This window comes from Acinetobacter sp. YH16031, from assembly GCF_013417335.1.
Taxonomy (GTDB): Bacteria; Pseudomonadota; Gammaproteobacteria; order Pseudomonadales; family Moraxellaceae; genus Acinetobacter.
In genome coordinates this window covers 42,867-69,847 of sequence record NZ_VPED01000011.1, presented here as the reverse complement: position 1 = coordinate 69,847, position 26,981 = coordinate 42,867, and the positions used below count along the sequence as shown (strand labels likewise).

The following is a 26,981-nucleotide window of genomic DNA, read 5'->3' as shown; positions in this document are numbered from 1 at the left end:
AATTTTAAATAACAGTAGCAATTGATAAGAAGTAAGGTGTAATGAAGAAACTGACTCAAGCCGATTTTCAGGAACGTCGTGACATCCTCGCAGGGGAAATGGGATTACGTAGTATCGCGATTATTGCCACCAGCCCGGTTGCCCTGCGTAATCGTGATGCAGATTATAAATACCGCGCGGACAGCAGTTTCTTTTACCTGACCGGATTTGCTGAGCCTGAAGCAGTTGCAGTCATTGAAACTTTTGATACTGAAGAAGAAGGCTATACCTATAGTCTGTTCTGCCGTGAACGTGATCGTGAAATGGAAATCTGGAATGGCTATCGTGCCGGAGTGGATGGCGCCGTTGATGATTATGAAGCGGACGAAGCTTATGCGATTGATCTACTGGATGAGGAAATCCTCACCAAGCTTCAGAACAAAGACAAGCTTTTCTACCGGATTGGGCACAATGCCGAATTTGATGCACGTGTAGCTAAATGGATTGCAACAGCCAGTGGTGAAAGCCGCCGTGGTACTTCTGCACCGGCACAGATCATGCAGCTGGATCGTATCGTTGATGAAATGCGTTTGCATAAAGATGAAAATGAAATTGAACTGATGCAGCTTGCATCTGATATTTCCGCAGAAGCGCATACACTGGCTATGCAGAAAGTTCGTCCAGGCATGATGGAATATGCTTTAGAAGCTGAACTGAATTATGTCTTTGGTAAAAATGGCTGTGTACCATCGTACAACAGTATTGTTGGTGGCGGTGAAAATGCCTGTATTCTGCATTATGTGGAAAATGATAAAGAGCTGAAAGATGGTGATTTGGTTCTGATTGATGCTGCCTGTGAATATCAGTTTTATGCTTCGGACATTACCCGTACGTTCCCGGTCAATGGTAAATTCAGCGTGGAACAAAAAGCTTTATATAATGTTGTGCTAGATGCACAGATTGCTGCCATCAATGCAGTTCAAATCGGGAATTCTTATAAAGAGCCGCATAATGTGGCGGTTCGCATTCTGGTTCAAGGTTTACTTGATCTGGGGATTATGCAGGGAGATCTTGAGGAAATTATCCAGACGGAAAGCTTCCGCCAGTTCTATATGCACGGTACTGGGCATTGGCTCGGTATGGATGTACATGATGTAGGTACATATAAAGTCAACGGTGAATGGCGTGCATATGAAGAAGGTATGGTCGTGACCGTTGAGCCGGGTCTTTATATTGCGCCAGATGATGAAACTGTAGATGCTAAATGGCGTGGTATCGGAATCCGGATTGAAGATGATGTGGTTGCTACCAAAAATGGCCCACTAGTGCTAACTGCAAAAGTTGTGAAAACCGTGGAAGATATTGAAGCCTTAATGGCCAAAGCCCATGCTGCTTAAATAAAAGATATAAAAAAGCCGGTGATCTCACCGGCTTTTTTATATAGTAGAAAGTTAAAAATGTATTCGTGAATGATAGTAATTTTTTAATTTATTGATATTAAAATGAATATTTATAAAATTTTAAGAAAAAATGGATTAATTTCTTAGGCAAGAAGTTATCCAATAGCTAGACAGAACAAAGATACTATCGAGAAACATGCAAGACTTTTACTTACGTTAATCGCGACTTATTCAAATAAAATTAACTTTGTTAAAATTGAGAATTATAAGATGACAGGAATTCAACACAGCAATTGAGTTTTTAGCATCAAAGCAACATATTAATTCCGATTTCATTCTCATACTTGACCTGTTCCTTAAATAAACTCAAAGAAGAGCAGGAGAAAAATGATGAGACTAAATACGCTTGACTGGATTGCTTATGCTTTAGCGATTATTGGTGGCATCAACTGGGGTCTGGTTGGTGCGTTTAACTTTGATTTAGTCGCTGCCATCTTTGGTGAAATGAGTGCACTATCTCGAATTATCTATGTATTGGTTGGTTTGTCTGCCTTGTATCTGATCTATACTGGTACAAAATTGGGTCGACGTGATGTACATCATGAGTCTCAAGCTCGAGTAGTACGTTAACTGACTAAAAGTTAATTGAAGTCATTTATATTTTTTTTAATTAACTGATTTCTATAACAGATCAGTTAATCTAAAAGATATAAAGGACATTTAACAGAAACGGAGCTTAAGCTCCGTTTTCCATTTCTAAATTAGTCAACCTATATAAAATTTTAAATCGATAAAAACCGTATAAAGTGATCAAAAAATATCTATAAGTTTTTTCTATCGACCGGATAAAAATACCTAAAGAAGTTAAATGGTTCTTTGCCTAATTTAATTAACCTTTTTTCTAAAACTAGATACGTAATAGAGCCTGCCAAGATCGAAGAGGTAATAAGTATAGAGCTAAATAGGTAAGGGTTTAATATATTGAGTTTGTTTAAAACCATAGCAACTGGGCTTAAAGTAAAAGGATGAATCAAATATAAAGAGTAAGATGAATCTCCAAGATGATTAAAGAATCTTAAAATTAGTGATTTAGTTTCTGTGATTAAGTCTTCTAAAGCTACGCATCCAACAAAAATGAAAAACATTGGGATCCCGATTTTTAATGATCTCAAGGTGATGAAATCAGGTAATTTATAAAAGTTTTGATAGGTTAGTACGGAAGCCCCGACAAGAATCATAAATATAGACATTAATCGGGAAAGGTTAGTATTTTTTATAATGATAAATGCCAGAACGCCTAAAGCGAATTCAAGCAAAAGATTATGGGTTAAAAATATCAGAAATTCAGATTTAGGTTGGAGTATTAAACCTATAGCCACAATAACTGAAAAATATAGAATGATGAAAAGATATTTATATAAATCTTTTAATAAAAAAATCAGGAAAAATGAAAATATAAAATAATAATAAAATTCGTAACTTAAGGTCCATCCATTATTAATTAAAAATTTACTGCCATTCGGAATTAAAAAGAAGGATTCCAAAATTCCTGTTTCACCACCAGATGAATTTATAAGATTGGGAGAAACCAGAAATACGATTAAAGCAAAAAAACTGAGAACCCAATAAAGAGGAATGATTCTGATAAATCGGTTTCTCATGAAATTTAGAAAATTAACTTTTTTATTATATGTTGTATAACACATAATAAAGCCAGAGATTATGAAAAATAAATCAACGCCAGAACCACCTATGTGATACCACTGAAGCGTATCAACATTGTATTGTTGTCCTTTAAAGGAGGTATGACTTATAACTACCATTAAGGCAGCAATCCCCCTAAGAAATTGCACTGAATAAAGCATAGTTATTATTTTATTAAAGTATTTAATTTAAACTACCATACTCAATGTTTGTCTAACAAATATACTTAGTGAAAGACCGTGAATATTACTAATTATTTAATCTAAAATCATTACGGTTGGTTTTATATAAAAGTAGCCGTATTTTACGGGAACTCAAATATTCACTAGAGTTTAGAAACTGGTAAAAAATGAATTTTTTATTAATTATTATTATTTATTAACCGACTTAAAATATGTTTCAAAATTTTAATAAAAAGTAAAAGTACTCAGCTTAATAAAAGAAATTCCAGAAACCATTGATGAATTAATTCAAAGATCACGTATACATTATTAACTTCACACCAAAATTTGGGAATTTTCTATAAGTAGATGAAAGATATAGGTAGTAGTGATTGCTAAGATTTCTGTTTAGAAACTTCAGTATCATCTTCAAATTTTTAATCATTAAATAATAAAAAACCCCGGCATCCTGCCGGGGTTCTTTGTATGGGTTAGCTTGGTATAACTCCTGTCGTACCTTACTGTCCTTGTGCTTATCTATTGTTATTCTTATGTGGAACTCCCTGTTCCTGATGTAATCATCATATGAAAATTCATTTAACTAAAATAGAGGTAAAGAACTTGAATAGCTGTAAGTCAAAGAGTACAAGGTTGATTATTAAATAGGCATGTTTTTTGTATCATTTAGAAATTAAAAACAATTACCCTTTAAAAATATTTTGAGAAAAGAGGAAGAATGTACATACTTAATAAGTTGCTTGAGCTCGACTTGGTTGTCGTTTCAAAATTGAATAGAGTGACTCATTTAATCCTTTCCTTCATCTTTGCTAGTGGATTTGTAGCAGTTGCACTATTGATTGAGAACAAATCGCTGATTTACATTTTTGCTGGCTTGCTGATGTTCTGGCAAAGATAACTGGTGCTCAAATTACATGAGCATTTAGAAAGTAAAAAACGGATACTTGATGGCAGATCTCAAATAGCAAAATTTTGAAGCTTTTTAATATAGAAATATTTGGAAAATGCGTGTTAAAAGCAAGTAGCTGAATTTATATAAAAATTTATTTTATTTTTCAAGTTATTTTACTATTCGATAAATTATTTTGTATCTGATCATAGAAAATTTTTATAAAATCAGTTATATATATTAAACAGAAAAATATTGAGTAATGTACATAATCTAAAATATTGAGGTAGACAATGAGCGACGCAAGACTTTTATATGTTAGTAAGTTGTATGATTGCGAAGATCCAATGAATGATCTATTCAATATTCTGACAGAAGCGTTGAATTTCAATTCACGTAATGCGATTTTTGGGGCTCTGTATTATGGAAATGGTTACTTTGTTCAATGTCTGGAAGGAGATAGGAACAAGATTGAAGATCTGTTCTATAAAAAAATCTTGAAAGATCCTCGACATAAAAATTGTGAAGTTCTGTATTTTGAAGATGTGAATGACCGTCTCTTCTCAGACTGGCATATGAAATATGCCAATATCCATCAGGATATTCTTGGATTCTTTGCCGAACATAATCTGGATGAATTCAATCCTTATACCTTGAATGCCGAGACCATTCCTCAATTTATACAGATATTGGCAAGTTTGAATGACCATGCCTATACATTGAAAGCAAGTTAATTCTTACATCATCATGCGATATAAGCTAAAGCTCTGTATCGCATGATTTTTTAGAATGAGCATTTACTTTAAATGAGTTAAATAAAAATATTTTATAAATTCAAAAACATAAATATGGCTAATTCAAAAAATTATATTCAGATCTCATCTTTATCATTACATACCAAGCCAAGCTTTTTAAACCTAACAATCAGTGCAAAATTCTTCTGCTATTTATCAGGCAGATGATACTTCTGTATTTTGAAAAATTTAAGTAGGACGTTGAGGTGAGCTATAAATTAACCACAAGCAGACTTCGCTTCGAAACCGCAACCTAATTTATTATAAAAAAGAAATTTTTTAGGCTAATATAAAATTCATCATGATTATAAGTATCTATATATAGGTACGCCATTGAAAGGATTACAGCATGCAACAAGAAGTCATCATTGTCGGTGGTGGTATGGTCGGCTTGAGTCTCGCGCTGATGTTGGCCAAAACCAATATTGCAGTCAAACTTTTGGAAGCGATCAAATATCCAGATTATGATGATGTAAACCTTGCACCCTATCATTCCAGCTTTGATGCACGTAACAGTGCCTTATCACGCCGTAGTGTACAGATTTATCAGGAACTTGGGCTTTGGGATGCCTTGCAGGAACATGCAACGCCGATTCTTGAAGTGAATATTACTGAGCAGGGCAGTTTTGGTAAAGCGCGCTTAATTGCAGAACAAGAAAAAGTCGAAAGTTTTGGTCAGGTCATTGAAAATGCCTGGCTAGGTCGTGTGCTATTAACTCAAGTCAAAAAAGAACCTTTAATTGAACTGATTGATGGGGTTCAGGTCAGCTCTCTGACTCAAGATGCTGAGTTTGCTTATCTTGAAGCACAACGTGGTGATGCTTTATTGAAACTTCAATCCAAAGTGGTGATTGCTGCTGATGGGCGTGATTCTTTCTGTCGTAAAGCGCTCGGTATTGGGGCTTCAGAGCATGACTATGATCAGGTCGCCATTGTCACTACCGTTCAAACCTCTAAACCGCATAATCATGTCGGCTTTGAACGCTTTAGCCACCTAGGACCATTAGCCTTATTACCACTTCCAGGTGAATATCGTCGTTCTGTGGTCTGGCCTGTGAAAAAAGGCACGGAAGGAGAATGGCTGGGTGAAGAAAATGACCAGCATTTTCTGAATGCCTTACAAGAAACCTATGGCGATCGTGCCGGTAAATTCCAGAAAACAGGTAAGCGCTTCAGTTTTCCATTATCCCAAGTATTAGCAGAAAAACAGGCTGTGGGGCGTGTGGTCTTGATGGGAAATGCTGCACATACGATTCATCCAGTAGCCGGTCAGGGTTTTAACCTGTGTATGCGAGATGCGCATGTACTGGTACGTTACCTGAAAGAGCAGCAGTCGCAAGGCGCAGACTTAGGTGATGCAGCAGTATTACAGGATTATGAAAAATCCCGTTTGAATGACCAGCAAAGAGTGATCAAGTTCTGTGATTCAGTCGTACGTGGTTTTAGTAATCAGAATCCATTCTTGAAACTGATCCGCAATACCGGACTGATTGCTTTTGATACCATTCCTGGTATCAAGCCACTGGTCGCTAACTATGCCATGGGGTTAAAAGCATGAGTCTGAATCCAAGTTCTGATGTATTAGATGTCGTAATTGTAGGTGGTGGCTTGGTCGGTGGCCTGACCGCTTTATTACTTGCTCAAGGTGGTGTGCAAGCGACTGTTCTGGATGCTGCGCCTATTCTGGATGCAGACAAAACTTTAAGCGTAGCCAATCCGCGGGTTTTGGCTTTAAGTCAGGCGACCATTCATTTATTAAAAACTGTAGGTGTGTGGGACAAACTTGCACGTCAGCAGCCATATACTGGAATGCAGGTCTGGAATAAAAATGGCTACGGTGAAATTAACTTTGGTCATTCTTCAGAAAGAACACCTTCTGTAGAGCAGGCGCTAGGCTCGATGGTAGAACCGAGTATCCTGAATCTGGCCATTCAGCAAAAGATGCTTGAAGAGGTGCAAGATTACCGCACACAGGTCAAAGTTAACCGGGTTGAACGTGGAGTAGATGTCTGGATCATTCATCTGGCAGATGGCACCCAGCTCAAAACCAAGCTAGTCATTGGTGCAGATGGTGCGAATTCCTTTGTCCGTGGGCAAGCCTTTATTGATATTGATGTGCTGGATTATAAACAGGCTGGAATCAGCTGTGCGATTAGAACAGTCCAGCCACATCAGCATGTGGCCCGTCAGATTTTTCTTGAAACCGGTCCTTTGGCTTATTTGCCAATGGCAAGTCTTAAGGAAGAAGAGCAAGGCCACTGGCAATCTATTGTTTGGACATTACCTGATGATTATGCCGATGAATATGTGGCATTATCAGATGCTGACTTTACTCAACTATTGACCCGTGAAAGCTATCATATGCTTGGCGAAGTGCTGGAGGCGACACCGCGAGCGAAATTCCCACTCAAAGCTCGTGCTGCACAGCAGTATGTACAAGATGGCTTGGCGCTGATTGGTGACGCTGCGCATGTGATTCATCCGCTCGCTGGACAAGGGGTTAATATCGGCTGTCTGGATGCTGCTGTACTTTGTGATGTGTTGCTGCATGACAAAGCGCGTGGAGTATGGGCTCATGAACAGACCTTGAAACGTTATGAGCATCGCCGTAAAGGCCAGAATGATGCGATGATGCATAGCATGTCGGCGATTGGCTGGGTGGAAACTACACAGCTTTTCCCGGTGGTGTGGGCACGTAATTTCGGGCTGAAACAGGTAGAGCAGCAGGCAGTCCTGAAAGATGCATTCATGGCTCAGGCGAATGGTTTAAGTTTACTCAAAGATACACGTTATTCAGCCTAGCAGCCGAATGTAAATTTTTTAAACAAACATCTATAAAGAGTAACCATTTTGTTTAAAAAAGATACGATTTTTTGAAAATTAGGGCTAGGCGAAGACCAAAGAGATTGCTAAATTTCAGTTAATTTAAAGCTTGGTTCAATAGATAAAAGCGAAGCCATTTGTGGGGAGAGCAAAATGACAGACGTAAATGATTATGATGATGTAGAAGATCCTGTAATCGACGACGATGAAGCAAAAGCAGCAGAAAAAGGCGCTGCAAGTAGCGAAGAAGTTGTGAATGATACAGATGTATTGGAAGCTGAAACTTTGACTGTAACTGCTAAGCAGAAAAAACGTCAGGCACTAGAAGATGAAATTGCGGCTTTTCTGGCAAGCGGTGGCCGTATTACTGAAGTTCCAGCTGATGAATCTGTTGCAAGAGAATAATTGCACTTAATATTAGTGAATAAAAAAACACCACATTGATTGTGGTGTTTTTTTATGGATAAAGAAAAATTAATCGTTGGCTGAAGTCAGTTCCAGAGCACGTTGATAGGCAATTTTTTTCTTGATCCCGGTCAAATCTGCAGCCAGTTGTGAAGCTGCTTTGACAGACAGGTCTTGTAATAAACGCAGTAACAATTTATCCAGTTTTTCCTGATCCAGATCTTTCTCTTCGATAGAACCACCAATCACCAGTACGATTTCACCTTTTTGCTGGTTATGGTCATTGGCAACAAATTCGACCAGTTCACCCAGTGGCATTTTCTTGATGGTTTCAAAGGTCTTGGTAATTTCACGGGCAAAACCGACAGGACGCTCTGCACCGAATACCGCTGCCAGATCTTTAACACATTCCAGAATGCGGTGTGGCGCTTCATAGAAAATTAAGGTTTGGGTTTCATCTTTAAGTTTTTCCAGAGTCAAGAGTCGCTGAGTTTGTTTAGACGGTAAAAAGCCTTCAAAGCTGAAACGGTCACTCGGTAAACCTACTGCGCTTAAAGCGGCAATTGCAGCACATGCACCCGGCACAGGAACCACACGAATGTTATGTTCTTGCGCAGCACGGACAAACTTGAATCCTGGATCGCTAATCAGTGGTGTGCCAGCATCACTGATTAATGCCATATCTTCACCATTGAGCAGGCGTTGAATCAGCTGATCAATCTTGTTGCTTTCATTATGTTCATGACAGGCTGTCAAAGGTGTTTGAATATTAAAGTGTTTAAGTAATTGTGCAGAAGTTCGTGTATCCTCAGCTGCAATAAGACTCACCGATTTCAATACATTAATTGCACGATAACTAATATCATCTAAGTGCCCGATTGGAGTCGCGACAACAAATAACTGAGCACTCATAGGTTTCTCCATGTGGAATAAATCGAATAATAAAAAATGGAAGATTCAAAATAAAATTTTGGGCTTGGGGTTACTGGCCTGCGTCAGCAGCGTACAAGCAGAAGTGCTGATTATTCTACCTGAAAGCGGCCCCTTGGCGCGAGCCGCTTCGAGTATCAAGCAAGGATTTCTCAGTGCATATACAGCGTCCGGACAGAAAGTACCATTGAAATGGGTCAATTCAGATCAGAAAAAAATCTCTCAACTACTCAAACAACATGTCAGTAAAAAGACGCAAATGGTGATTGGTCCTTTAGCACGTCAGGATGTAGAGCAACTGGTGCAAACTAAACCCAAGATTCGTACACTGAGTTTGAATGAAAGTAGTCTTACAGCGCCAAATATCTGGCAATTTAGCCTGTCGAAAAAAGAAGATGCGGCTGCTTTACAGAAGCAGATTGCGCTAGATGGGATTCAGCAACTCTTTGTGCTGCGTCAACCAGGCAGTGAGTCAGAACATGAACTTTTGTTAATGTCTTTACTCAGTCAGAGTGAGCTGCAACTGGAAATGATCGAGAAGCCACCATTTTTTCTGAAGAGCAAGCAGGGGATCCTATTGCTCGGCAATGCAGACTGGCTGGCATCCTTATATGGTTTGGGACATAAACGGATTTATACAGTCGCGAATGCAATTAATGAACAGCATGCTCCGCCACGAGGCATCAAGTTCTGTGATGTGCCGGTACTTTATTTTGCTAACTGGCCTGATGTGATGCAGGCTTATCAACAGGCACCGGTAAATATGGCCTATCAGCGCTTGATTGCTTTTGGTGGCGATGCCTGGCAAATCACCCAGTATTATTTAAACAATAAAAAAATACGCAATATTGAATTCCAGGGTCGTACTGGAATGATTCGGGTATCGGATCAGGGCATACAACGTACACCATCCTGTTTTCAGCAAAGTGCCAAAGGTCTCAAGGCACTATAAAGGTCAGCGATGCAGAAACAATTAGGTATATGGGCAGAACAACAGGCTGCGCAATTGATGCAACAACAAGACTTTCAGCTCATTGCCAGAAACTGGCATAGCCGCTATGGTGAACTTGATCTGGTCATGCAGCGTGAGCAGGAACTGGTCTTTGTCGAAGTAAAAGCACGAGCTAAAACGGGTTATGCATTGGCTTTTGAATCTATTTCCTCTGCCAAGCAACGAAAAGTCCTACAAACGGCTGTATGTTTTATTCAAAAAAATCCACAGTTTGCACATTATTACTATCGTTTTGATGTGATTTGTTTTGATTTTAATCGGTATTTTGCAAAAACCATACAGCATGATTTTTCTCAATACCCTTATGATCTGCACTGGTTTGAAAATGCTTTTACTTTTGATCAAGAGTTTATTAATCTTTGAATAAAATAAGATCTGATGCGGCAGATAAAATTTGCAGCATCATGGGAAAGTTCAAGTATGATGAAGAACATCTGGCCTTGAAAAAACAGATTATTATATTGAAATAAGACTGATTAAAATTAAGGAGTCTTGCTGAGTGGTTAAGCGTATTGCAATAACAATGCTGTGTGTCGCAAGTTTGTCGGGTTGTGCCAGCTTTATTTCTAGCGGTACTGGTACGGCTCCTGTAGGTACCGAAAATGGAGCTCGGACGCTAGGACAGGTATTTATCGATTCTTCTATTGTACGTACTGCAAAAATTAATCTTTATAAACTGGATTCACGTTTTAAACAGTCAAGGGTCAATATTGAAAGCTTCCATGGTAATGTCCTGTTGACCGGGCAGGTGCCGGATGCGCATCTCAAGCAATTGGCAGAAGATAATGTCAAATCCATGAGTGATGTCAGAGCGGTGCATAACTTTATCACTGTGGGTAACCAGAGCAGCTACACTACGATCATGCAGGATACCGCCGTGACGGCGAATACCCGTGGTTTGATTATGAAAGCACCGGTGGTGTCTGACAGCAAAGTGCATGTGCATACTGAAGATGGTGTACTGTATGTGATGGGACGTCTGAACAGTGCTGAAATCGATGACCTGAATCAGGTGCTGCAACAAGTGGGGAATATCACGAAAATTGTCACGCTCATCGACAACGTGGATCAGCGCTCTGGTTATAGTACTAACCAGAATTTTGCAGCGCCTGCATCTTATGCACAGTCGGGTGTTGAACAGACTCCAGTCGCCATCGATCCTGATACAGTTGAACCGACCGATGTTCCATAAGGTCAGTCAATTTAAAACGCAGCTGTCAGATCAGATCCTTGAAGTCCAACAACGTTATAAAGATTTCCGGATCTATGATTTTGGCAGTTATGCGCTGAACCGGTTAACTCCCAAACAGGGTTATAGTGTTGAAACCCAGTTAGCCTATGGCTTAAAAGCCCGTCAACGTTTTGATCTGTTTTTAAGCCATCAGCCATTAGCACATCGCCCCCTGATTATCTTTGTCCATGGTGGTGCCTGGCTGCATGGTGATAAAAAGGATTACCACTTCATCGGCGAGGCCTTTGCCAAAGAAGGTTATGATGTGGTGGTGATGAATTATCATCTAGCGCCTGAACATATTTTCCCGATTTATATTAATGACCTGCATTTATTGCTAAATCATTTGCAGCAGCATGCAGACCAGTTAAATGTTTCTACGGAAAATCTGGTCTTGATGGGGCATTCAGCCGGGGCATTTAATGTCATGTCAGCGCTATACCATCCACAAAAGGCCATGATTGAGCGGGAACAGATCCGCGCCATTATTGGACTGGCAGGTCCTTATCATTTTGACTATAAAGATGATCCGATCTGTGCCGATGCTTTTGACCAGTCGATTCCGTATCAGCAGGTCATGCCATATTATTTTGTGGAAAATACCTCCACCAAACATTATCTGTTCATGGCAGAGCGGGACAATATTGTCGGTCATTTCAACAGTCAGGATCTGGACCGGGTTTTAAAAGACCATGGCAATCATAGTGAGCTGATTACCATTCCGAAACTGGGTCATATTACGATGATCGGTTCATTGTCCAGTTTGTTTAGCCGGTTCTTCGAAACCAAGCCGCGCGTAATGTGGGCGCTAGAAGACGCTTTTAAATGAAGATCTGTGATCGTGGTAATTCCCACAAAAAAAGCCTGGTATGAAAACCGGGCTTTTTAAATTTTTTATTCAAAGCCATTCGTAGGTATCATCTGCGACTGGTGTGCCTTGAGTCACATGCATGATCATGGCATGGGCAATACTGCCTTTAAATGGAATTTCCGGCAGCTGATCAAATTTGAAGAATTTCGCGTCGCTAATTTCTTCTTCCTGCAATTGCAGCTCACCACCCGCATATTCTGCTTTAAATGCAATCATCAGATTACTCGGGAAGGGCCACGGCTGACTAGCCAGATACTGAATATTTTTCACTTTCAAGCCGACTTCTTCTAGCGTCTCGCGGCGTACCGCTTCTTCAAGCGTTTCCCCAACTTCGACAAATCCGGCAATCAGGCCATACATCTGGCTTTTGGTATTGCGTGCATTTTTAGCTAGCAAAATTTCATCTTCAGCACGGGTAATCACGGTAATCACACAAGGCTGAACCCTTGGATACTGACGATAATGGCAAACTGGGCAAACCATGGCGTATTCAACAGCATGGGCTTCAGTCGGGGTGCCGCAGTGGCTACAGAACTTGTGATTCCGGCGCCATTCTAATAGTTGCACAGCACGGCTGGCCTGTTCAAATTGCTGAACATTCCAAAACTGTAATAATTGACGGATTGGAACCAGTTGCAAGCCTTCAGGAATTGGCTCATCTGGAAGAAGATCACGGGCAATCACCTGATCACCCGGATTCAGCAGCAAATCGCTTGCCAGAGCTTCAACTTGAGGCAGTTGAAAGTGTTGATCGACCAGCAGCTGTTGCTGCTGGAAAATATAAGCAAGTGATAATTTTTTAGACATTAGGCAACGATTTTCAGTTTCTCACTACTGTCTAATGCTACCTTAAACATGGACTGTAATACAGGCTGTTTGTTCTTTAAGTTGTCGATCATCATGTCGGCACTAGCCAATGCATCCAGCGCATGATGAATTTCTGCCGGTGTTAATGCAACCGACTGTTCAATACGGTTTTTGATAAACAGGGCAGTTGTATTGAATGCAGCTTTCACATGTTCAGCATTCAGGAACAGCATAGCACCGCCAATTTCACAGAACTGGATTGGTACAGGTTCGAGTTTGGCCAGGTCCTGATCCTGCAGATAATCAGTCAGAATCTGGCTAGATAATTCAATCAGTGCCTTGGTTTCATTCAACAAAGCGTTATGTGCTTCGTCCAGACGATCCAGCGAGATATTCATGTTATTCACACGTAGCTGCAAGCGGCTCGAAGTATGATGGCGCTCCAATACACCAATCGAGTTCATCGCGGATAGAATTACATTCATCAATTGTTGGGCAAAAGACTCATCTTTCAGAATATCTGCCTGGCTGAGTGAAGCTGCCTGACGGTTTAAGTCATGATAGGCTTCATTCAGATTCAGAACCTTGAAGATATTGGCCAAGCTATTCAGCTGAGTCTGGAGTTCCTGTGTCTTTTCAGGTGTCATGTGCTGATAGTTGTATTCGATATCATTGCGGATCTGGGTCATTTCCGCAGTCACCAGTTCGCTAATGGTATGCATGGTTTCGAAGTCCGGACCATATAAGTGACGGCTGAACACCTGAAGTTGCATATCTGTCAGTAGATCATCACCAATATTCAGCTGGCTACGGATTTGCTGTGCAGTTGCATCTTCCTGACTGATACATAGGCTTAATACATTTGCCAGATCAGATAGAGAGGCTTTGAAGCTCTCGGCTGAACTAAAGTACTGCGCCATGTTGCGTTCAATACTGATTAAAGTACGTAAACGTGGTTCATTGATGAGCAGGTGATCAATATTATCAAAAGCAACATGCACCAGATGCCAGTATTGCTTGCTTGGATGACTTGCTGAAAGGCCTGCCAGATAAGTACCGACCAGTTTGATCGCTTGCAGGTCCATCTCGCTTTCTTCCTGTTTTAGCAGTTTGTTAAGAGACAGCTTGTACAGGCGTTGCACATATTTGGATTTTTCCAGACCTGGTACTTGGGGTAACTGGAAGTCTGGGGTAATCAGGTCAAGCAAAGGTTCAAGATGCTGACCTTCAGTGGTTAATGGTTTACCAAGCGCAAGTTCCAGACGGTTCAGGGTATCGAGCAGGAACTGCGGAATTTTCACTTCACGTAAGCAGATAAATTCGATATAGCGTTTTAGCATGGTGGTGCCTTCACTCAATGCAATTACATCCTGAGTGTTGACCTGCGCCGGATCCCCCATAATCTTGCGCATCAGTTCTGCTGAATATTGTGCAATTTGTGCCAGATTCGGCATATCAATCAGTGCCAGTACCTGTGCACATTGTTCGAACTGATTTAATGCATCGTCAATGCCAAAAGGTAAAGTCTGATCTTCTACCAAGGTGCTTACTGCTGATTCGACTAACTTGATCGAGTTATCAACCTCATTTTTTATTATCAGTAAAGCTGTTGGATCAAAATGTATAGAGGTTTGGTAAGACATGGATCTGCACCTTTCCTTGAGTATTATCTATATATGAGCCCCGCTTTATCGGACGGGGCCTCTTTGGAATTACTATAACTGAAGAACTGTATTTTAAAAGCGAAATTACTGCTTGAAATTTAGATTTTATTTGGCAAAAAGGCAAGGCGTTCCATGCTTTTCTTCAAATTGTTTGACCCATTTCTCATGTTCGGCAAGTTCTTCATCTGATGGAAGAATCACAGGTAATTCAATTTCGATTTTTACAGTGCCTGAACTGCCGCCTTGTTCTTCGGTATGTGACAGGGCATCCATATCAAAAGAGACTTGTCCACCGGTCATGGTCAGATAAACATCGGACAGAATTTCCGCATCGAGCAAGGCACCGTGGAAGGTACGGTCACGCTGTGGAATTTCATAACGACGCACGAGGGCATCCAGGGAGTTTTTCTGTCCCGGATGCTTGGACTTGGCCATTGCCAGAGTATCGGTCACTTCACAAACTTCAGAAAGCGCGACAAAGCCTGCACGCTTGAACTCCATATCCAGGAAGTTCATATCGAAGGTCGCGTTATGCGCAATAATTTCGGCACCTTGCAGATAGTCAAACAGTACCTGTGAGATTTCTTCAAACAGCGGCTTGTCTTGCAGGAACTCGTCGGTAATACCGTGTACATTCACCGAATCGCCAACCGGTTTTTTCGGATTGATATAAATATGGATTGAGCTGCCGGTAAGTTTCCGGTTAATCATCTCAATCGCACCTACCTCAATGATCCGGTCACCATCCTGATAATAGAAACCGGTGGTTTCAGTATCCAGAATCAATTGACGAGGGCCATGCAGCTCTAAGGTCGGCGGTGTAATCACAATTTGCGGATGTAGTTCGGTTGAATCTGAAGTGACTGAAGTAAACTCATCGGTATTTTCAGTTGTTTCTAAATTTTCAGTCTGTTCCATTTCTTCTTCGGCCATTTCCATGCTCTCTTCGAGTTCTTCTTCACTATCGACAAGATCCAGCCCGAAAGGGTCGTCTAGAAGCCAGTCAGGTTCAGATTTTTTTTTATTTTCAGTGATTGCAGTAACTGATTTGGATTTTTTTAAGGTTTCATCTGCGCCCTGATTGGCCAGTTGATCGGCCATTTCATTGCCAGGATGTCCAGCATGGCCTTTTACCCAGTGCCATTCAATATCGCGGCCTTGGCAGGTGGCATCCAGTTTTTGCCATAGATCTGGATTTTTAACGTCTTTCCAGTTTTTCTTTTTCCAGCCATGAATCCATTCGGTAATGCCTTGTTTGACGTAATTGGAATCGGTATAAATGACCAGCTTGGCATCTTTTGGACAGTACTGAATGCCTTCGATCGCTGCGGTCAGCTCCATGCGATTATTGGTTGTATGATCTTCGCCACCGCAAATTTTGTGTTCCTGCTGTTCGGTAATTATGTACGCACCCCAACCGCCTAAACCCGGGTTGCCGCGACAAGCGCCATCAACATATAGCGTGATAGTGTGAGACATAAATTAAAATCCGATCAAAAAAGAACTTGCTGAAGCGGATATTGTATAACGCAAATACGCTTGATGCGTCTAGATGCACCAGTTTTTTTAATTTCTTGTAACATTTAACGTGAAATCGGGGTAAATTAATGCCTTGTGTCCACGACATGCTTCACTACAATGGCATATCTAAAAAATAAATTTATATACGAATTGTTTGGATTTCTTTATGTATAAACCAACCGCAATTTTGTGGCAGCCTGCATTACCAACATTTTTAAAATTTTCTGTACTTGGAACGGCACTCGCTTCCTTGGGACTGACGGGCTGTTCTTCTACACAAAGTGCGACCCAAAAAGCGTCAAGCAAGCAGGTTGGCTCACAATATCTAGATGCAAGCAGTTTGGATGGGCTGGAAGATTTACTTTCTGCAACGGATATGCGTGCGGTTGAAGGTGACCGTTTACTGATTTTGAAGCATGGTGATATCTGGAAACGGATGACCGTTGGTTTCAAGATGGATCTGAATACCTGGAATCCGCGTATTGATGCACAGCGTGGCTGGTTTATTTCCCGTCAGCCGTATCTGGACCGCCTGAGTGCCCGTGCATCGCGTTATCTCTATTATACGGTGAAAGAAGCAGAGCGCCGTGGCATGCCTACAGAGCTGGCTTTATTACCGATTATTGAAAGTTCTTATGACCCGGCGGCGACCAGTAGTGCAGCAGCGGCAGGTTTATGGCAGTTTATTCCGAGTACCGGCCGTATTTATGGTTTGAAACAAACCTCACTTTACGATGGCCGTCGTGATGTGGTGGAATCGACCCGTGCGGCTTATGAATTCTTGGGTAGCTTATATAACCAGTTTGGTTCGTGGGAATTGGCTTTGGCCTCTTATAATGCCGGTCCAGGCCGTATCCAGCAGGCAATTAACCGTAATAAGGCTGCAGGCTTGCCTACCGATTACTGGTCCTTGAAACTGCCTCAGGAAACCATGAACTATGTACCGCGCTTCCTGGCAGTTGCACAGATTGTGAAAAATCCGGGTACTTATGGCGTGAGTTTGCCACCAATTGCCAACCGTCCTCACTTCCGTGAAGTGACTGTGGGTGCAGCCAATTTAAATGAGATTGCATCGATTACGGGTTTAAGCCGTGCTGAACTGTATCAGCTTAACCCGGGACATCGTGGTGACCGTATTGATCCTGAAAGTCCACGCCGTATTTTGATTCCGGCTGACTTAAGTCCATCGATTGATGAAAAACTGAAAAAACTGCAGTCGAGCTCAAGCGGCTTATGGGCAGGTACTGTCAGTAACTCGCCTAAAACGACCACTACAGTAGCTCCAAAGCCAGCTGTAGCACCAGCATCAACCAGTACCACCATCGTACCTGCCAAGCAGACACCACCGGTGCTTGCCACTACGACTGCTAAGACTGCAACAGCGACCAAAGCTCCAACTACGACAACAACATCTAAACCAACTACGACTACACCAGCAGCAATTTCTACCACGACGACACCAAATTTAACTGCACAAACCACCAAACGGGTCAGCACACCACGTGGTTCCGAAGCACTTGCTGAATTTGCTGCAAAAAGTGAATTGCCTATTCCAAGCGCGCCACGTATTCCGGTTGCTGTGACGCCAGTTGCTTCGGTGAAGCCTATCCAGGTCGAGCCACCAATTACCGCAGCTGAACGTCAGCAAATCCAGAAAGTGGTGTCAGCAGAAGAAATTAATAAAACTGTGGATGAGCTTTTACAACCTGTAGCGACTGCGGCTGAACAGGCACAGGTCATTGAAGAGCTGAAAGCACTGGCACCTGCAGGCACAGAAATTGTTGACCCTTATGATGGCAAGATCAAACTGACTGCAATTCAGACCAGTCAGTCTATTGCCGAGCAGCAGGGTAAGGAGCTGACCAAAGGATTCTCGTATCCGAAAGAAGTCGCTGTAAACACCAGTGCAGATTCAGTTGAAGCTCGACTCAATCAGGGCAAAAACTATGTAAAAACTGATTCAGAAGTCGTGGTTGTGGCACCGAAAGGTAAGCGCAGTACCTATAAGGTTTTACCGGGTGATAACCTGGCATTGATTGCAGCCAAAAATGGCGTGAACTGGCGTGATGTCGCGAAATGGAACCAGATTGATCCAAACTCTACATTATATGTGGGCACCACAATTTATCTCTATGATGCCAAGCCCGTGCAGGAAGCACCGAAAGCTAAAGAGAAACCGGAAAGCTATGTGGTTCAGGCCAATGATTCTTTGACCAGCGTTGCCAGCCAGTTCGGCCTGAGCGTTAAACAGTTGGCTGATTATAATGATCTGAGTACGACCAGCGGTTTATTTGTTGGGCAAAAGCTTTCCCTGAAAGAAAGTGCCAGCAAAGCGAAAGCTGAAGACAGTAAAAAAGCCGAAACTGCCAAAGTTCAGACCAAGTCCTATACCGTTAAACGTGGTGAGTATCTGAAACTGATTGCAGATCGCTACGCATTGTCGAATGCAGAACTTGCTGCACTAACTCCGGGTTTAACTGCGGGTAGCAGTTTGATGGTCGGACAGAAGATTAATGTTCCTCTTAATGAAGTTGAAGAACTGACTGCGAGCAGTAAGAAAACCGAAAAAGTCGAACAGAAGTTTGAGAACGTTAAGGTTGATCATACGCCAACAGAAAACTATCAGGTCAAACGTGGTGAAACCCTGTACAGCATTGCCAATCAAAGTAAATTGACGGTATCTGAACTGGCTGCGTTAAATGGCCTGTCTGCAAACAGCGGCTTACGCATTGGTCAAACCATCAAGATTCCAGCTGGTAGTCAGGTTCCTGACAGTTATACGGTTCAATCGGGTGATACACTGACCGGGATTGCAGCAAAATATAATCTGTCGATGGATCAAATTGCTAACCTGAACAATATTTCCCGTAGTGCCAATCTGCGTGTGGGTCAGCATCTAAAATTATCTGGCAGTCCTGAACCTGTGCAGGAAGTGGTCACCGAGACTCAGGAAAAGAATGTTAAATCAGATACTCACATCGTGAAATCTGGTGAAACCTTAAGCTCGATTGCCCGCCAATATCATCTGCAATTACGTTATCTGGCAGACTTGAATGGTTTGAATACCAATAGCAATGTGCGGATTGGACAGCGTTTAAAAATTAATGAAGATATTCAGATCGCCAAAAAAGAGCCGGTAGTGAAAGTCGCAACAAAATCTGCATCTTCTAAGGCGACAGAATCCTATACGGTAAAATCCGGGGAATCTCTGATTGCGATTGCCAATCGTGTAGGAGTACCCGTTACTGATCTGGCGAGCCTGAACAATCTTAGTCCACGTGCCGGTTTACGTGTGGGCCAAACGCTTCAGCTTCCAAAACTTGTCACTGAATACAAGGTGAAGCGTGGCGATACCTTGATCGGCCTGGCATCCCGTTATGGTATGGCAACCAATGAACTGGCAGAAATGAATGAACTGAAACCCAATACTCAATTGCGTATTGGTGATGTGATTAAGGTTCCAAACTAATTTCTGGATCGTGAAATTGTTTAATCCCGTCCATATCTTATGGATTCTTGCTGCCCCCTGGATCATCAGTTCCAGCGGGGCAGCAGTCATTACGACGCCTTATATTGCACTGCATAGTGTACCCAAATATGCACAGGCTAAATCTCTGCCTTATGCCAATCCGCAAGCGCCCAAAGGTGGTGTCCTGATTCAAGCAGCCGATGGCAGTTTTGATAATCTGAACAGTATGAATGGTAAGGGGAATGTCACTGAAGGGGTTAATTATATTTTTGACAGCCTCATGTCAAAATCCCTGGATGAACCCGGCGTCTATTATCCTTTGCTGGCGGAGAAAGTCAGTTTTGACCCAAAGCAGACCGCTTATATTATTTTCCATTTAAATCCTAAAGCCAGATTCAGTAATGGTCAGCCAGTGACGGCTAAGGATGTGAAATACAGTTTTGATCTGTACCAGACCCAGTCTAATTTCGGCTTGCAGATGTATCTGGCAGATATTAAAAAAACCGAAGTCCTCTCACCTTCAAAAGTTAAGATTAGTTTTAAATCTCGCCATAATCCGGAAATGGCGATGATTGTGACGCAAATGCCGATCTATTCTCAGCAGGAGTGGCAAAAGCGCAACTTCAAGGACATTAACCTGAAACCGATCTTGGGTTCTGGGCCCTATGTGATTGAACGTATTGATGCAGGACGCAGTATTTCCTATAAACGTAATCCGCATTATTGGGGTAAAGACCTGCTGGTCAATCGTGGGCGTTATAATTTTGATCGCATACAGTATCGCTATTATCGTAGTCCGGAAATTAAGTTTGAGGCTTTTAAATCGGGACAGTTTACGCTGCATGAAGAAAAACAGGTCAACCGCTGGGTAAGCGATTATCGGTTTCCTGCGGTACAGCAAGGCCAAATCAAAACCTATCGTTTTCAGCATCACAATCCGATTCCTACACAAAGCCTGATTTTTAATACGCGACGTCAGCCCTTTGCTGATATCCGCTTCCGGCAAGCTTTAACTCTGGCCTATGATTTTGAATGGCTAAATAAAGCCTTGTTTCATGGAGAATATCAGCGTCTGAACAGCTTTTTTACTAATAGTGAACTGGCATCTACAGGCAAGCCGAGTGCTCAGGAGCTGGAAATATTACAGCCAAATTTATCTAAATTGCATCCGGTGCAACGTCAGGCGGTATTACAGGATTGGCATTATCCGCAATCAGATGCCTCCGGATTTAACCGCAAAAATTTATTACAGGCGCGACAAATTTTATTGAATGCCGGTTACCGTTACCAGCAGGGGAAACTGGTGACTGCTCAAGGTCAACCTGTACAGATTGAATTTCTACTGCATCAGGCTGAACAGCAACGTCATCTGATGCCTTATTTACGGCATTTGAAACGTTTAGGAATTCAGGCGCACATTCGGATGGTGGAAACGGCTCAATATTATGAGCGACTAAGAAATTATCAGTTTGATATGATTGTGGATACTATGCCGCAATCGCTGACACCGGGGCAGGAACAGAAACAGTTTTGGGGCAGTCAGGCGGCACGTCAGCCTGGCAATTATAATTATGCCGGTATTCAAAATCCGGTGATTGATCGGGTGATTGATCAGGTAGTTCAGGCACAAAGCCGGGAGCAGCTGATTTATAGTACCCGAGCTTTAGATCGTTTGTTACGGGCTGGTTATTATCATATTCCGACCTATGGTACGGGTGAATACTGGTATGCTTACTGGAATATGTATCGGCAGCCCAACATCAAGCCCAAGCTTTCAGCGGGTATTGATTACTGGTGGGTGGATACAGCTAAAGCCAGACAAGTGGCACCGTACTTAAAATATCGCTAGGTTTTCAGCTTCGGGGAGTGCCATGAGCACTTATATCGTCAAACGTTTGCTTCTTATGATTCCGACATTATTGATGGTTTTACTGATCAATTTTGTGGTGATTCAGCTTGCACCGGGTGGTCCAGTGGAACAGGCTATCTATCAGTCACAGCATGCAAATAATTTGGCGATCGGTGGCTTGCAATATCAGGGACAGCAAGGCCTGACCCCTGAAATGCTGGAACAGATCAAGATTCAATATGGATTTGATCAGCCGGTTCATTTACGGTTCTGGGAAATGTTAAAAAGCTATGCTCAGTTTGATTTGGGCCAGAGCTTTTTTAAAGGCCAAGCTGTGACTGAACTGATCTGGGAAAAACTGCCAGTTTCACTGTCTCTAGGTTTCTGGAGTACCTTGCTCATTTATCTGGTCTCTATTCCTCTTGGCATCCAGAAAGCCAAAAAGCATGGCAGTCTGTTTGATCAAACTACGTCTTTGCTGCTGGCTGTGGGCTATGCCATTCCAGCCTTTATCTTTGCCATTTTGCTGATTGTATTTTTTGCAGGTGGTTCCTATCTGCAATGGTTTCCTTTACAAGGCTTAAGCTCGGAAAATTTTGCTGAATTATCCTTTTTTGAGAAAATTCAGGATTATTTCTGGCATATGGCTTTACCATTGCTGGCGATGGTGCTCGGCGGTTTTGCACGGCTGACTTATCTGGTGAAATTTTCCTTTATGGAAGAACTCAGTAAACACTATGTACTGGCAGCAAAAGCGAAGGGATTACAGGACAGAGCAGTGCTTTACCGGCATGTACTGCGCAATGCTGTACTGGTGTTGATCGCTGGATTGCCAGAAGCTTTGCTCGGTATTTTATTTGTCGGAAACCTTTTTATTGAAATCATCTTTAATCTGGATGGTCTGGGCATGCTGGGATTTGAAGCGATTCTGCAGCGGGATTATCCGGTCATTTTTGGAACCTTGTTTATTTTTACCTTATTGGGTTTAGTGTTGCGTTTGATCAGTGATGTGCTGTATCGGGTGATTGATCCCCGGATTCATTTTGATTCACGAGGGTCAAAATAATGTCACCAATGCTACGCGCCAGCCTGCAACGTTTTAAAAATAATAAAACCGGACTTGCCTGCTTCATTGCCTTTATCATTATTTTTATCTTGTCACTTGGTGCTGAGCTGATCGCTAACGATAAGCCTTTACTGGTCAAGTATGAGGATTCCTATTATGTGCCAGTAATAAAGTCATATCCTGAAACGACTTTCGGAGGTGTCTTTGAAACTGAAGCCGAGTATCAGGATCCTGCGGTACAGCAGTTGATTAATGCCAAAGGCTGGGCAATCTGGCCGGTGATCCGCTTCGGCTATGACACACCCAATTTGGCACTCGATATTCCAGTACCTTCACCTCCAAGCGGGCAAAACTGGCTGGGGACCGATGATCAAGGACGTGATGTGCTAGCACGGATTTTATATGGTCTGCGTATTTCCTTGCTGTTTGGCTTTGCACTGACTTTGCTGTCGGCAGGATTAGGTGTGCTGGTCGGTGCAGTTCAAGGCTATTATGGTGGCTGGATTGACCTGATCGGACAACGTGCACTTGAGGTCTGGAGCAGCCTGCCGATGCTGTTTATGGTGATGATTCTGGTCAGCGTATTTAGTCCAAATATTTACTGGCTATTTGTAATCATGCTATTTTTTGGCTGGACGACACTGGTGTCGATGGTGCGCGCCGAATTTTTACGGGCCAGAAATCTGGAATATGTCTGGGCAGCGAGAAGCATTGGAGCAGGGCATGGTCGAATCATGTTCAGGCATATTTTACCCAATGTAATGAGTTCCAGCCTGTCACAACTACCTTTTATGCTGACCGCCAACATCAGCGCACTAACTGCACTGGACTTTTTAGGTTATGGTTTGCCGCCTGAAACCGCTTCTCTAGGTGAATTATTGCTACAGGGCAAAAATAACTTGAATGCGCCGTGGTTGGCCTTATCCGGTTTTCTGACTTTAGCCATTGTCTTGTCTTTACTCATCTATATCGGTGAAGCCATCCGAGATGCCTTCGATCCTAAAATTTAAAATGATTTTTTAAGACTGACTTAATATCTACAAATAAAATTTGTATCCATTTGACAATATGAATTGTCAATTATGGCAAGTTAGGTTATAACACATACAAAATAAGATAAACATTTCAGGAAAGTACATGACACAATTGGCCGATTCCATCCAGATCCGTAATACCCAATTTAAAAACCGTATCATTAAAGGTGCCATGAGTGAGGCATTGGCCAATGATGCAGGCCAACCCAATCAGGCCCATTTAAATTTATATGAAGCTTGGGCCAAAGGTGGTTTAGGCTGTGCGATTACGGGTAATGTCATGGTGGATTTTCGTGCCAAGAATGAACCGGGTGTGGTCGTGGTAGAAACTGAACGTGATCTGGAAAAGTTAAAAGCTTGGGCGAATGTCGGCAAACGTCATGGCATGGTGCAACTGGTACAGTTGTCTCATCCTGGACGTCAGTGCCCGAAAGGCTTGAATAAAGAAACCGTAGCGCCTTCAGCTGTGCCTTTTAGTCCGGCACTGGCGATGAGTTTCGGTACGCCACGTGAACTGCGTGAAGATGAAATTTTAGATATTATCCAGCGCTTTGCGACTTCAGCTGCCATTTGTGAAAAGGCGGGATTTGAAGGCGTCCAGTTACATGGTGCACATGGTTATCTAATTAGCCAGTTTTTATCGCCCCTGACCAATAAACGTCAAGACCAGTGGGGTGGCAGTATTGAAAACCGCAGCCGATTTTTGCTAGAAGCCTATAAGGCGGTACGTGCAGCAACTTCAGAGAATTTTATCATTTCAGTGAAATTAAACTCGGCAGACTTTCAGCGCGGTGGCATTAGTGAAGAAGACGTTATTTATGTCTTTAAGGCGATGGATGCAGTCGGGATCGATATGATTGAAGTTTCTGGCGGAACCTATGAAGCACCCGCAATGGCCGGAGTAAAAGCAGAGAAACGTAAAGCATCAACGGTTGCCCGCGAAGCCTATTTCCTCGATTTTGCCGAAAAGATCCGTCAGGAAGTTAATTGTTATTTAATGGTGACGGGGGGCTTTCGTACCGCAGTGGGTATGAATGCAGCCCTTGACAGCGGCGCATGTGATTTTGTCGGTATTGCACGTCCATTTGCGGTCGAGCCTGATCTGGGTAACCGTCTGGTGGCTGGACAGGATGTACGTTATGCAGTTGAGAAAATTAAAACTGGTATTCCAATGATCGATAAGATGGCGATTATGGAAATCATCTGGTATGCCGCGCAATTTAAAGAAATTGCCAAAGGTAATCGACCAAATCCAAAACTGTCGCCTTTAAAGGTATTTTTAAATTACGTAAAAGGCAATGTGAAGGCTGTGATTAAAGGTCAGATCAATTCACGTAAATCGGCTTAATTTGCATAATGCATTGAAGCAAAAACAGGGCATATTTAATGCCCTGTTTTTTATGAATGATCTTTCTAAGAATAAGTCATGGCTTGAGTCTGAAAAGGGAAGAGCAACTGAGAAAGCTGACGTGTTGCCCACAAGCCCACTTCCTGATGATGCATATGCGGTGCCACGTAAGGAATCAATAAATCAATCTTTTGTTCGGCAGCAGCGCAGCGATTCAGACGGCTTTTCAGCTGATGGATCTGTTGCTGGTCAATACGGTTCAATACCGGTTCCATCTGGTTATGAACTTGAGATCTGCTACGTGATGACAGACGAGCAGCAAAAGTCTCACCTTGAATCCAGTCTTTAATAATCTGTTTTTCAGTCGCATTAAATACACCAAACATTTTGCCATCTGGATCATCAATCATTTTCCAGAACCGGCTTTGTTCTACAGGTGCATCTTTTACAATCCAGCCTTTTTCAATCATGACTTTCAAGAAGTCTGCAATCTGTGCCGGATCGGATAACCACTCATTAATGGTCTTGCCACTAAACTGGCATTTCTGGTTATGGATATATTGTCCAATCAGCGCTTTGTTCTGAAATACTTTCAAAGCCAGTTTTTCAGTATCCAGTTGCTTGATGATCTGGGAAGAACTTTTACCAATGTCATTCAGCACATAACCTTTTTTAATCAGGTCTAGATACTGGGCAGGATCTTCAGCGAGTGCATACTGATCTAAATACGCTTGCAGCGATTTTTGTGCATGACCGTTGTGAGCATTATCAATGGTAATGTGTACATTGAAATAATGTGGATCAATACCGAGTTCAGACAGCTCATAATTGGTAATTAACAGATGTAATGGCAGCTGCTCATAACCCAGATTGAAACCAATTACTAACGGCAGATATTCTGGCGGCGCATAGGCCAAAGCCAGCTGCACGGCTGCTTGTTCATAATAGCTGGCATCCAGTTGCTCAGCATAGCTGTTCAGCTCATAATGATTCAGCAAGTCCTGATACATGGTGACATGATTGGCACGGGTATGACCCATGCCTAGTTCTTCTAGATAGATATAAATCAGGTCTTTGGTTTCCGGACGATTCCAGTTTTGCACAGTTGAATACAGCCATGAGCCGTCTACCAGTTTTACAGGTGCGACTTTGGCCAGGAACTCAAATGCATGTGACACAGTCGGGAAGTATTCACGTCCTTGCTGCTGTCTACGCCGCTCTACATAAGACTGGAAAATTGCGCAGGTTTGGTGGTGCTGTTCCAGAAAATGTTGCTCTACATGTCTGGGTTGATCCAGCCATTCCAATCCAGCCACATCAACTTGCTGGATTAAATCTCTTAAATAGTTCTCAGCCTGTTCGGTCTTTACTGCCGTCGAAATCTGTTGATCTTGAAAGAAGTTGACCCAATCTTTAAAGTTATTAAATTGATGATTATGATTTTTAATAGATGATTCAGGCGAACTTAACTTTGTACTGACGAACATAATCTGATCCTTGCAGATATATTATGCTTTCTACCTTAACGGCATGCTTATACCACGGGTGTTGATTTTTTGTTCGGATTTATAGTGCGATTGCTGTAAATGAAAATGAATAGATAACGAGTTGAAGAGAAATGTAAAAGAATAAGATTTTTGAATGAATTATTTATAAACAAATAAAATTACAATCGAGAAAATTTGATCAAATGTTAAAAACAGGAATGAAGGAACAAGCAAAAAAACAAGCAATAAAAAAGCCCAAGTCATCATGCTTGGGCTTTTTTATGAAAAGTTAATTAAATTAACTTTCTCGAATATGGCGTCCCTACGGGGATTCGAACCCCGGTTACCGCCGTGAAAGGGCGATGTCCTAGGCCTCTAGACGATAGGGACAGTGTAGAAGTGGTATTTTAAACCAGAACTTTTGATTTGAAGTAATGGCGTCCCTACGGGGATTCGAACCCCGGTTACCGCCGTGAAAGGGCGATGTCCTAGGCCTCTAGACGATAGGGACTTAATAAA

The 26,981-nt window shown here is 42.1% G+C and carries 21 protein-coding genes and 2 tRNA genes; 15 read left to right on the top strand and 8 right to left on the bottom strand.

What is annotated here, in order from left to right:
• Positions 1-41 precede the first annotated feature (41 nt).
• A complete protein-coding gene (gene pepP, locus FTV31_RS07280; RefSeq protein WP_180013943.1) occupies positions 42-1,376 on the top strand; it encodes a Xaa-Pro aminopeptidase in 1,335 nt (444 codons plus the stop codon).
• 393 nt (positions 1,377-1,769) lie between these two features.
• Entirely contained in the window at positions 1,770-2,009 is a 240-nt protein-coding gene (locus tag FTV31_RS07275) for a DUF378 domain-containing protein (protein WP_034703714.1), read from the top strand.
• 191 nt (positions 2,010-2,200) lie between these two features.
• Here the strand turns inward: FTV31_RS07275 and FTV31_RS07270 are convergent, their stop codons facing one another.
• The gene (locus FTV31_RS07270) at positions 2,201-3,244 is read right to left on the bottom strand and encodes an acyltransferase (protein ID WP_257227169.1); all 1,044 of its coding nucleotides are present in this window, start codon (positions 3,242-3,244) and stop codon (positions 2,201-2,203) included.
• Positions 3,245-4,444: 1,200 nt separating this feature from the next.
• Between FTV31_RS07270 and FTV31_RS07265 the strand changes: the two genes are divergently transcribed.
• The 4 genes from FTV31_RS07265 to FTV31_RS07250 all read left to right on the top strand — a co-directional run bounded on the left by FTV31_RS07265 (position 4,445) and on the right by FTV31_RS07250 (position 8,173).
• A complete protein-coding gene (locus FTV31_RS07265; RefSeq protein ID WP_004782875.1) occupies positions 4,445-4,885 on the top strand; it encodes a BLUF domain-containing protein in 441 nt (146 codons plus the stop codon).
• A gap of 409 nt (positions 4,886-5,294) precedes the next feature.
• On the top strand, positions 5,295-6,503 hold the full coding sequence (gene ubiH, locus FTV31_RS07260; protein WP_034703738.1) for a 2-octaprenyl-6-methoxyphenyl hydroxylase: 1,209 nt from the start codon (positions 5,295-5,297) through the stop codon (positions 6,501-6,503).
• The gene (locus tag FTV31_RS07255; RefSeq protein ID WP_180013939.1) at positions 6,500-7,747 is read left to right on the top strand and encodes an FAD-dependent monooxygenase; all 1,248 of its coding nucleotides are present in this window, start codon (positions 6,500-6,502) and stop codon (positions 7,745-7,747) included. Before ubiH ends, FTV31_RS07255 begins: the two co-directional genes overlap by 4 nt.
• A 174-nt stretch (positions 7,748-7,921) precedes the next feature.
• Entirely contained in the window at positions 7,922-8,173 is a 252-nt protein-coding gene (locus FTV31_RS07250; RefSeq protein ID WP_004782870.1) for a hypothetical protein, read from the top strand.
• 69 nt (positions 8,174-8,242) lie between these two features.
• On the opposite strand, the gene rsmI is transcribed toward FTV31_RS07250, so the two are convergent.
• A complete protein-coding gene (gene rsmI / locus FTV31_RS07245; RefSeq protein ID WP_180013937.1) occupies positions 8,243-9,085 on the bottom strand; it encodes a 16S rRNA (cytidine(1402)-2'-O)-methyltransferase in 843 nt (280 codons plus the stop codon).
• A 10-nt stretch (positions 9,086-9,095) separates the two neighbouring features.
• Between rsmI and FTV31_RS07240 the strand changes: the two genes are divergently transcribed.
• The 4 genes from FTV31_RS07240 (at position 9,096) to FTV31_RS07225 (ending at position 12,175) form a co-directional block, all read left to right on the top strand.
• Positions 9,096-10,055 carry a penicillin-binding protein activator gene (locus tag FTV31_RS07240; protein WP_180013935.1) on the top strand — a complete coding sequence of 320 codons (960 nt, stop codon included), beginning with the start codon at positions 9,096-9,098 and terminating at the stop codon, positions 10,053-10,055.
• 9 nt (positions 10,056-10,064) lie between these two features.
• Positions 10,065-10,478 (top strand): YraN family protein, encoded by a 414-nt coding sequence (locus tag FTV31_RS07235; RefSeq protein ID WP_180013933.1) that lies wholly within the window; start codon positions 10,065-10,067, stop codon positions 10,476-10,478.
• Positions 10,479-10,614: 136 nt separating this feature from the next.
• On the top strand, positions 10,615-11,307 hold the full coding sequence (locus FTV31_RS07230; RefSeq protein WP_159123345.1) for a BON domain-containing protein: 693 nt from the start codon (positions 10,615-10,617) through the stop codon (positions 11,305-11,307).
• The gene (locus FTV31_RS07225; protein ID WP_159123346.1) at positions 11,297-12,175 is read left to right on the top strand and encodes an alpha/beta hydrolase; all 879 of its coding nucleotides are present in this window, start codon (positions 11,297-11,299) and stop codon (positions 12,173-12,175) included. Before FTV31_RS07230 ends, FTV31_RS07225 begins: the two co-directional genes overlap by 11 nt.
• Before the next feature lie 69 nt (positions 12,176-12,244).
• Here the strand turns inward: FTV31_RS07225 and nudC are convergent, their stop codons facing one another.
• From nudC to dnaQ, 3 genes are all read right to left on the bottom strand, one after another.
• Positions 12,245-13,024: an NAD(+) diphosphatase gene (nudC, locus tag FTV31_RS07220; protein ID WP_180013931.1), complete on the bottom strand. Its 780-nt coding sequence runs from the start codon at positions 13,022-13,024 to the stop codon at positions 12,245-12,247.
• Positions 13,024-14,667: a chemotaxis protein gene (locus FTV31_RS07215; protein ID WP_180013929.1), complete on the bottom strand. Its 1,644-nt coding sequence runs from the start codon at positions 14,665-14,667 to the stop codon at positions 13,024-13,026. The genes nudC and FTV31_RS07215 overlap by 1 nt, the downstream gene beginning before the upstream one ends.
• A 126-nt stretch (positions 14,668-14,793) precedes the next feature.
• A complete protein-coding gene (gene dnaQ, locus FTV31_RS07210) occupies positions 14,794-16,167 on the bottom strand; it encodes a DNA polymerase III subunit epsilon (protein ID WP_180013927.1) in 1,374 nt (457 codons plus the stop codon).
• A gap of 208 nt (positions 16,168-16,375) precedes the next feature.
• On the opposite strand from dnaQ, the gene FTV31_RS07205 reads away from it, so the two are divergent.
• The 5 genes from FTV31_RS07205 to FTV31_RS07185 all read left to right on the top strand — a co-directional run bounded on the left by FTV31_RS07205 (position 16,376) and on the right by FTV31_RS07185 (position 24,975).
• Positions 16,376-19,678: a LysM peptidoglycan-binding domain-containing protein gene (locus FTV31_RS07205; RefSeq protein WP_180013925.1), complete on the top strand. Its 3,303-nt coding sequence runs from the start codon at positions 16,376-16,378 to the stop codon at positions 19,676-19,678.
• A 16-nt stretch (positions 19,679-19,694) separates the two neighbouring features.
• Entirely contained in the window at positions 19,695-21,527 is a 1,833-nt protein-coding gene (locus FTV31_RS07200) for an extracellular solute-binding protein (RefSeq protein ID WP_180013923.1), read from the top strand.
• A 22-nt stretch (positions 21,528-21,549) separates the two neighbouring features.
• Positions 21,550-22,593, top strand: a complete 1,044-nt coding sequence (locus tag FTV31_RS07195; RefSeq protein WP_180013921.1) for an ABC transporter permease subunit — start codon at positions 21,550-21,552, stop codon at positions 22,591-22,593.
• Positions 22,593-23,603, top strand: coding sequence for an ABC transporter permease (locus tag FTV31_RS07190; protein WP_180013919.1), 1,011 nt, complete (start codon positions 22,593-22,595; stop codon positions 23,601-23,603). Before FTV31_RS07195 ends, FTV31_RS07190 begins: the two co-directional genes overlap by 1 nt.
• A 127-nt stretch (positions 23,604-23,730) precedes the next feature.
• Entirely contained in the window at positions 23,731-24,975 is a 1,245-nt protein-coding gene (locus FTV31_RS07185) for an NADH:flavin oxidoreductase/NADH oxidase family protein (RefSeq protein ID WP_180013917.1), read from the top strand.
• A gap of 65 nt (positions 24,976-25,040) precedes the next feature.
• Here FTV31_RS07185 and FTV31_RS07180 read toward each other — a convergent pair whose 3' ends face one another.
• From FTV31_RS07180 to FTV31_RS07170, 3 genes are all read right to left on the bottom strand, one after another.
• Positions 25,041-26,462, bottom strand: coding sequence for an iron-containing redox enzyme family protein (locus tag FTV31_RS07180; protein ID WP_125278935.1), 1,422 nt, complete (start codon positions 26,460-26,462; stop codon positions 25,041-25,043).
• A 314-nt stretch (positions 26,463-26,776) separates the two neighbouring features.
• Positions 26,777-26,852: transfer RNA gene (locus FTV31_RS07175), tRNA-Glu, on the bottom strand.
• Positions 26,853-26,897: 45 nt separating this feature from the next.
• Positions 26,898-26,973: transfer RNA gene (locus tag FTV31_RS07170), tRNA-Glu, on the bottom strand.
• Positions 26,974-26,981 lie beyond the last annotated feature (8 nt).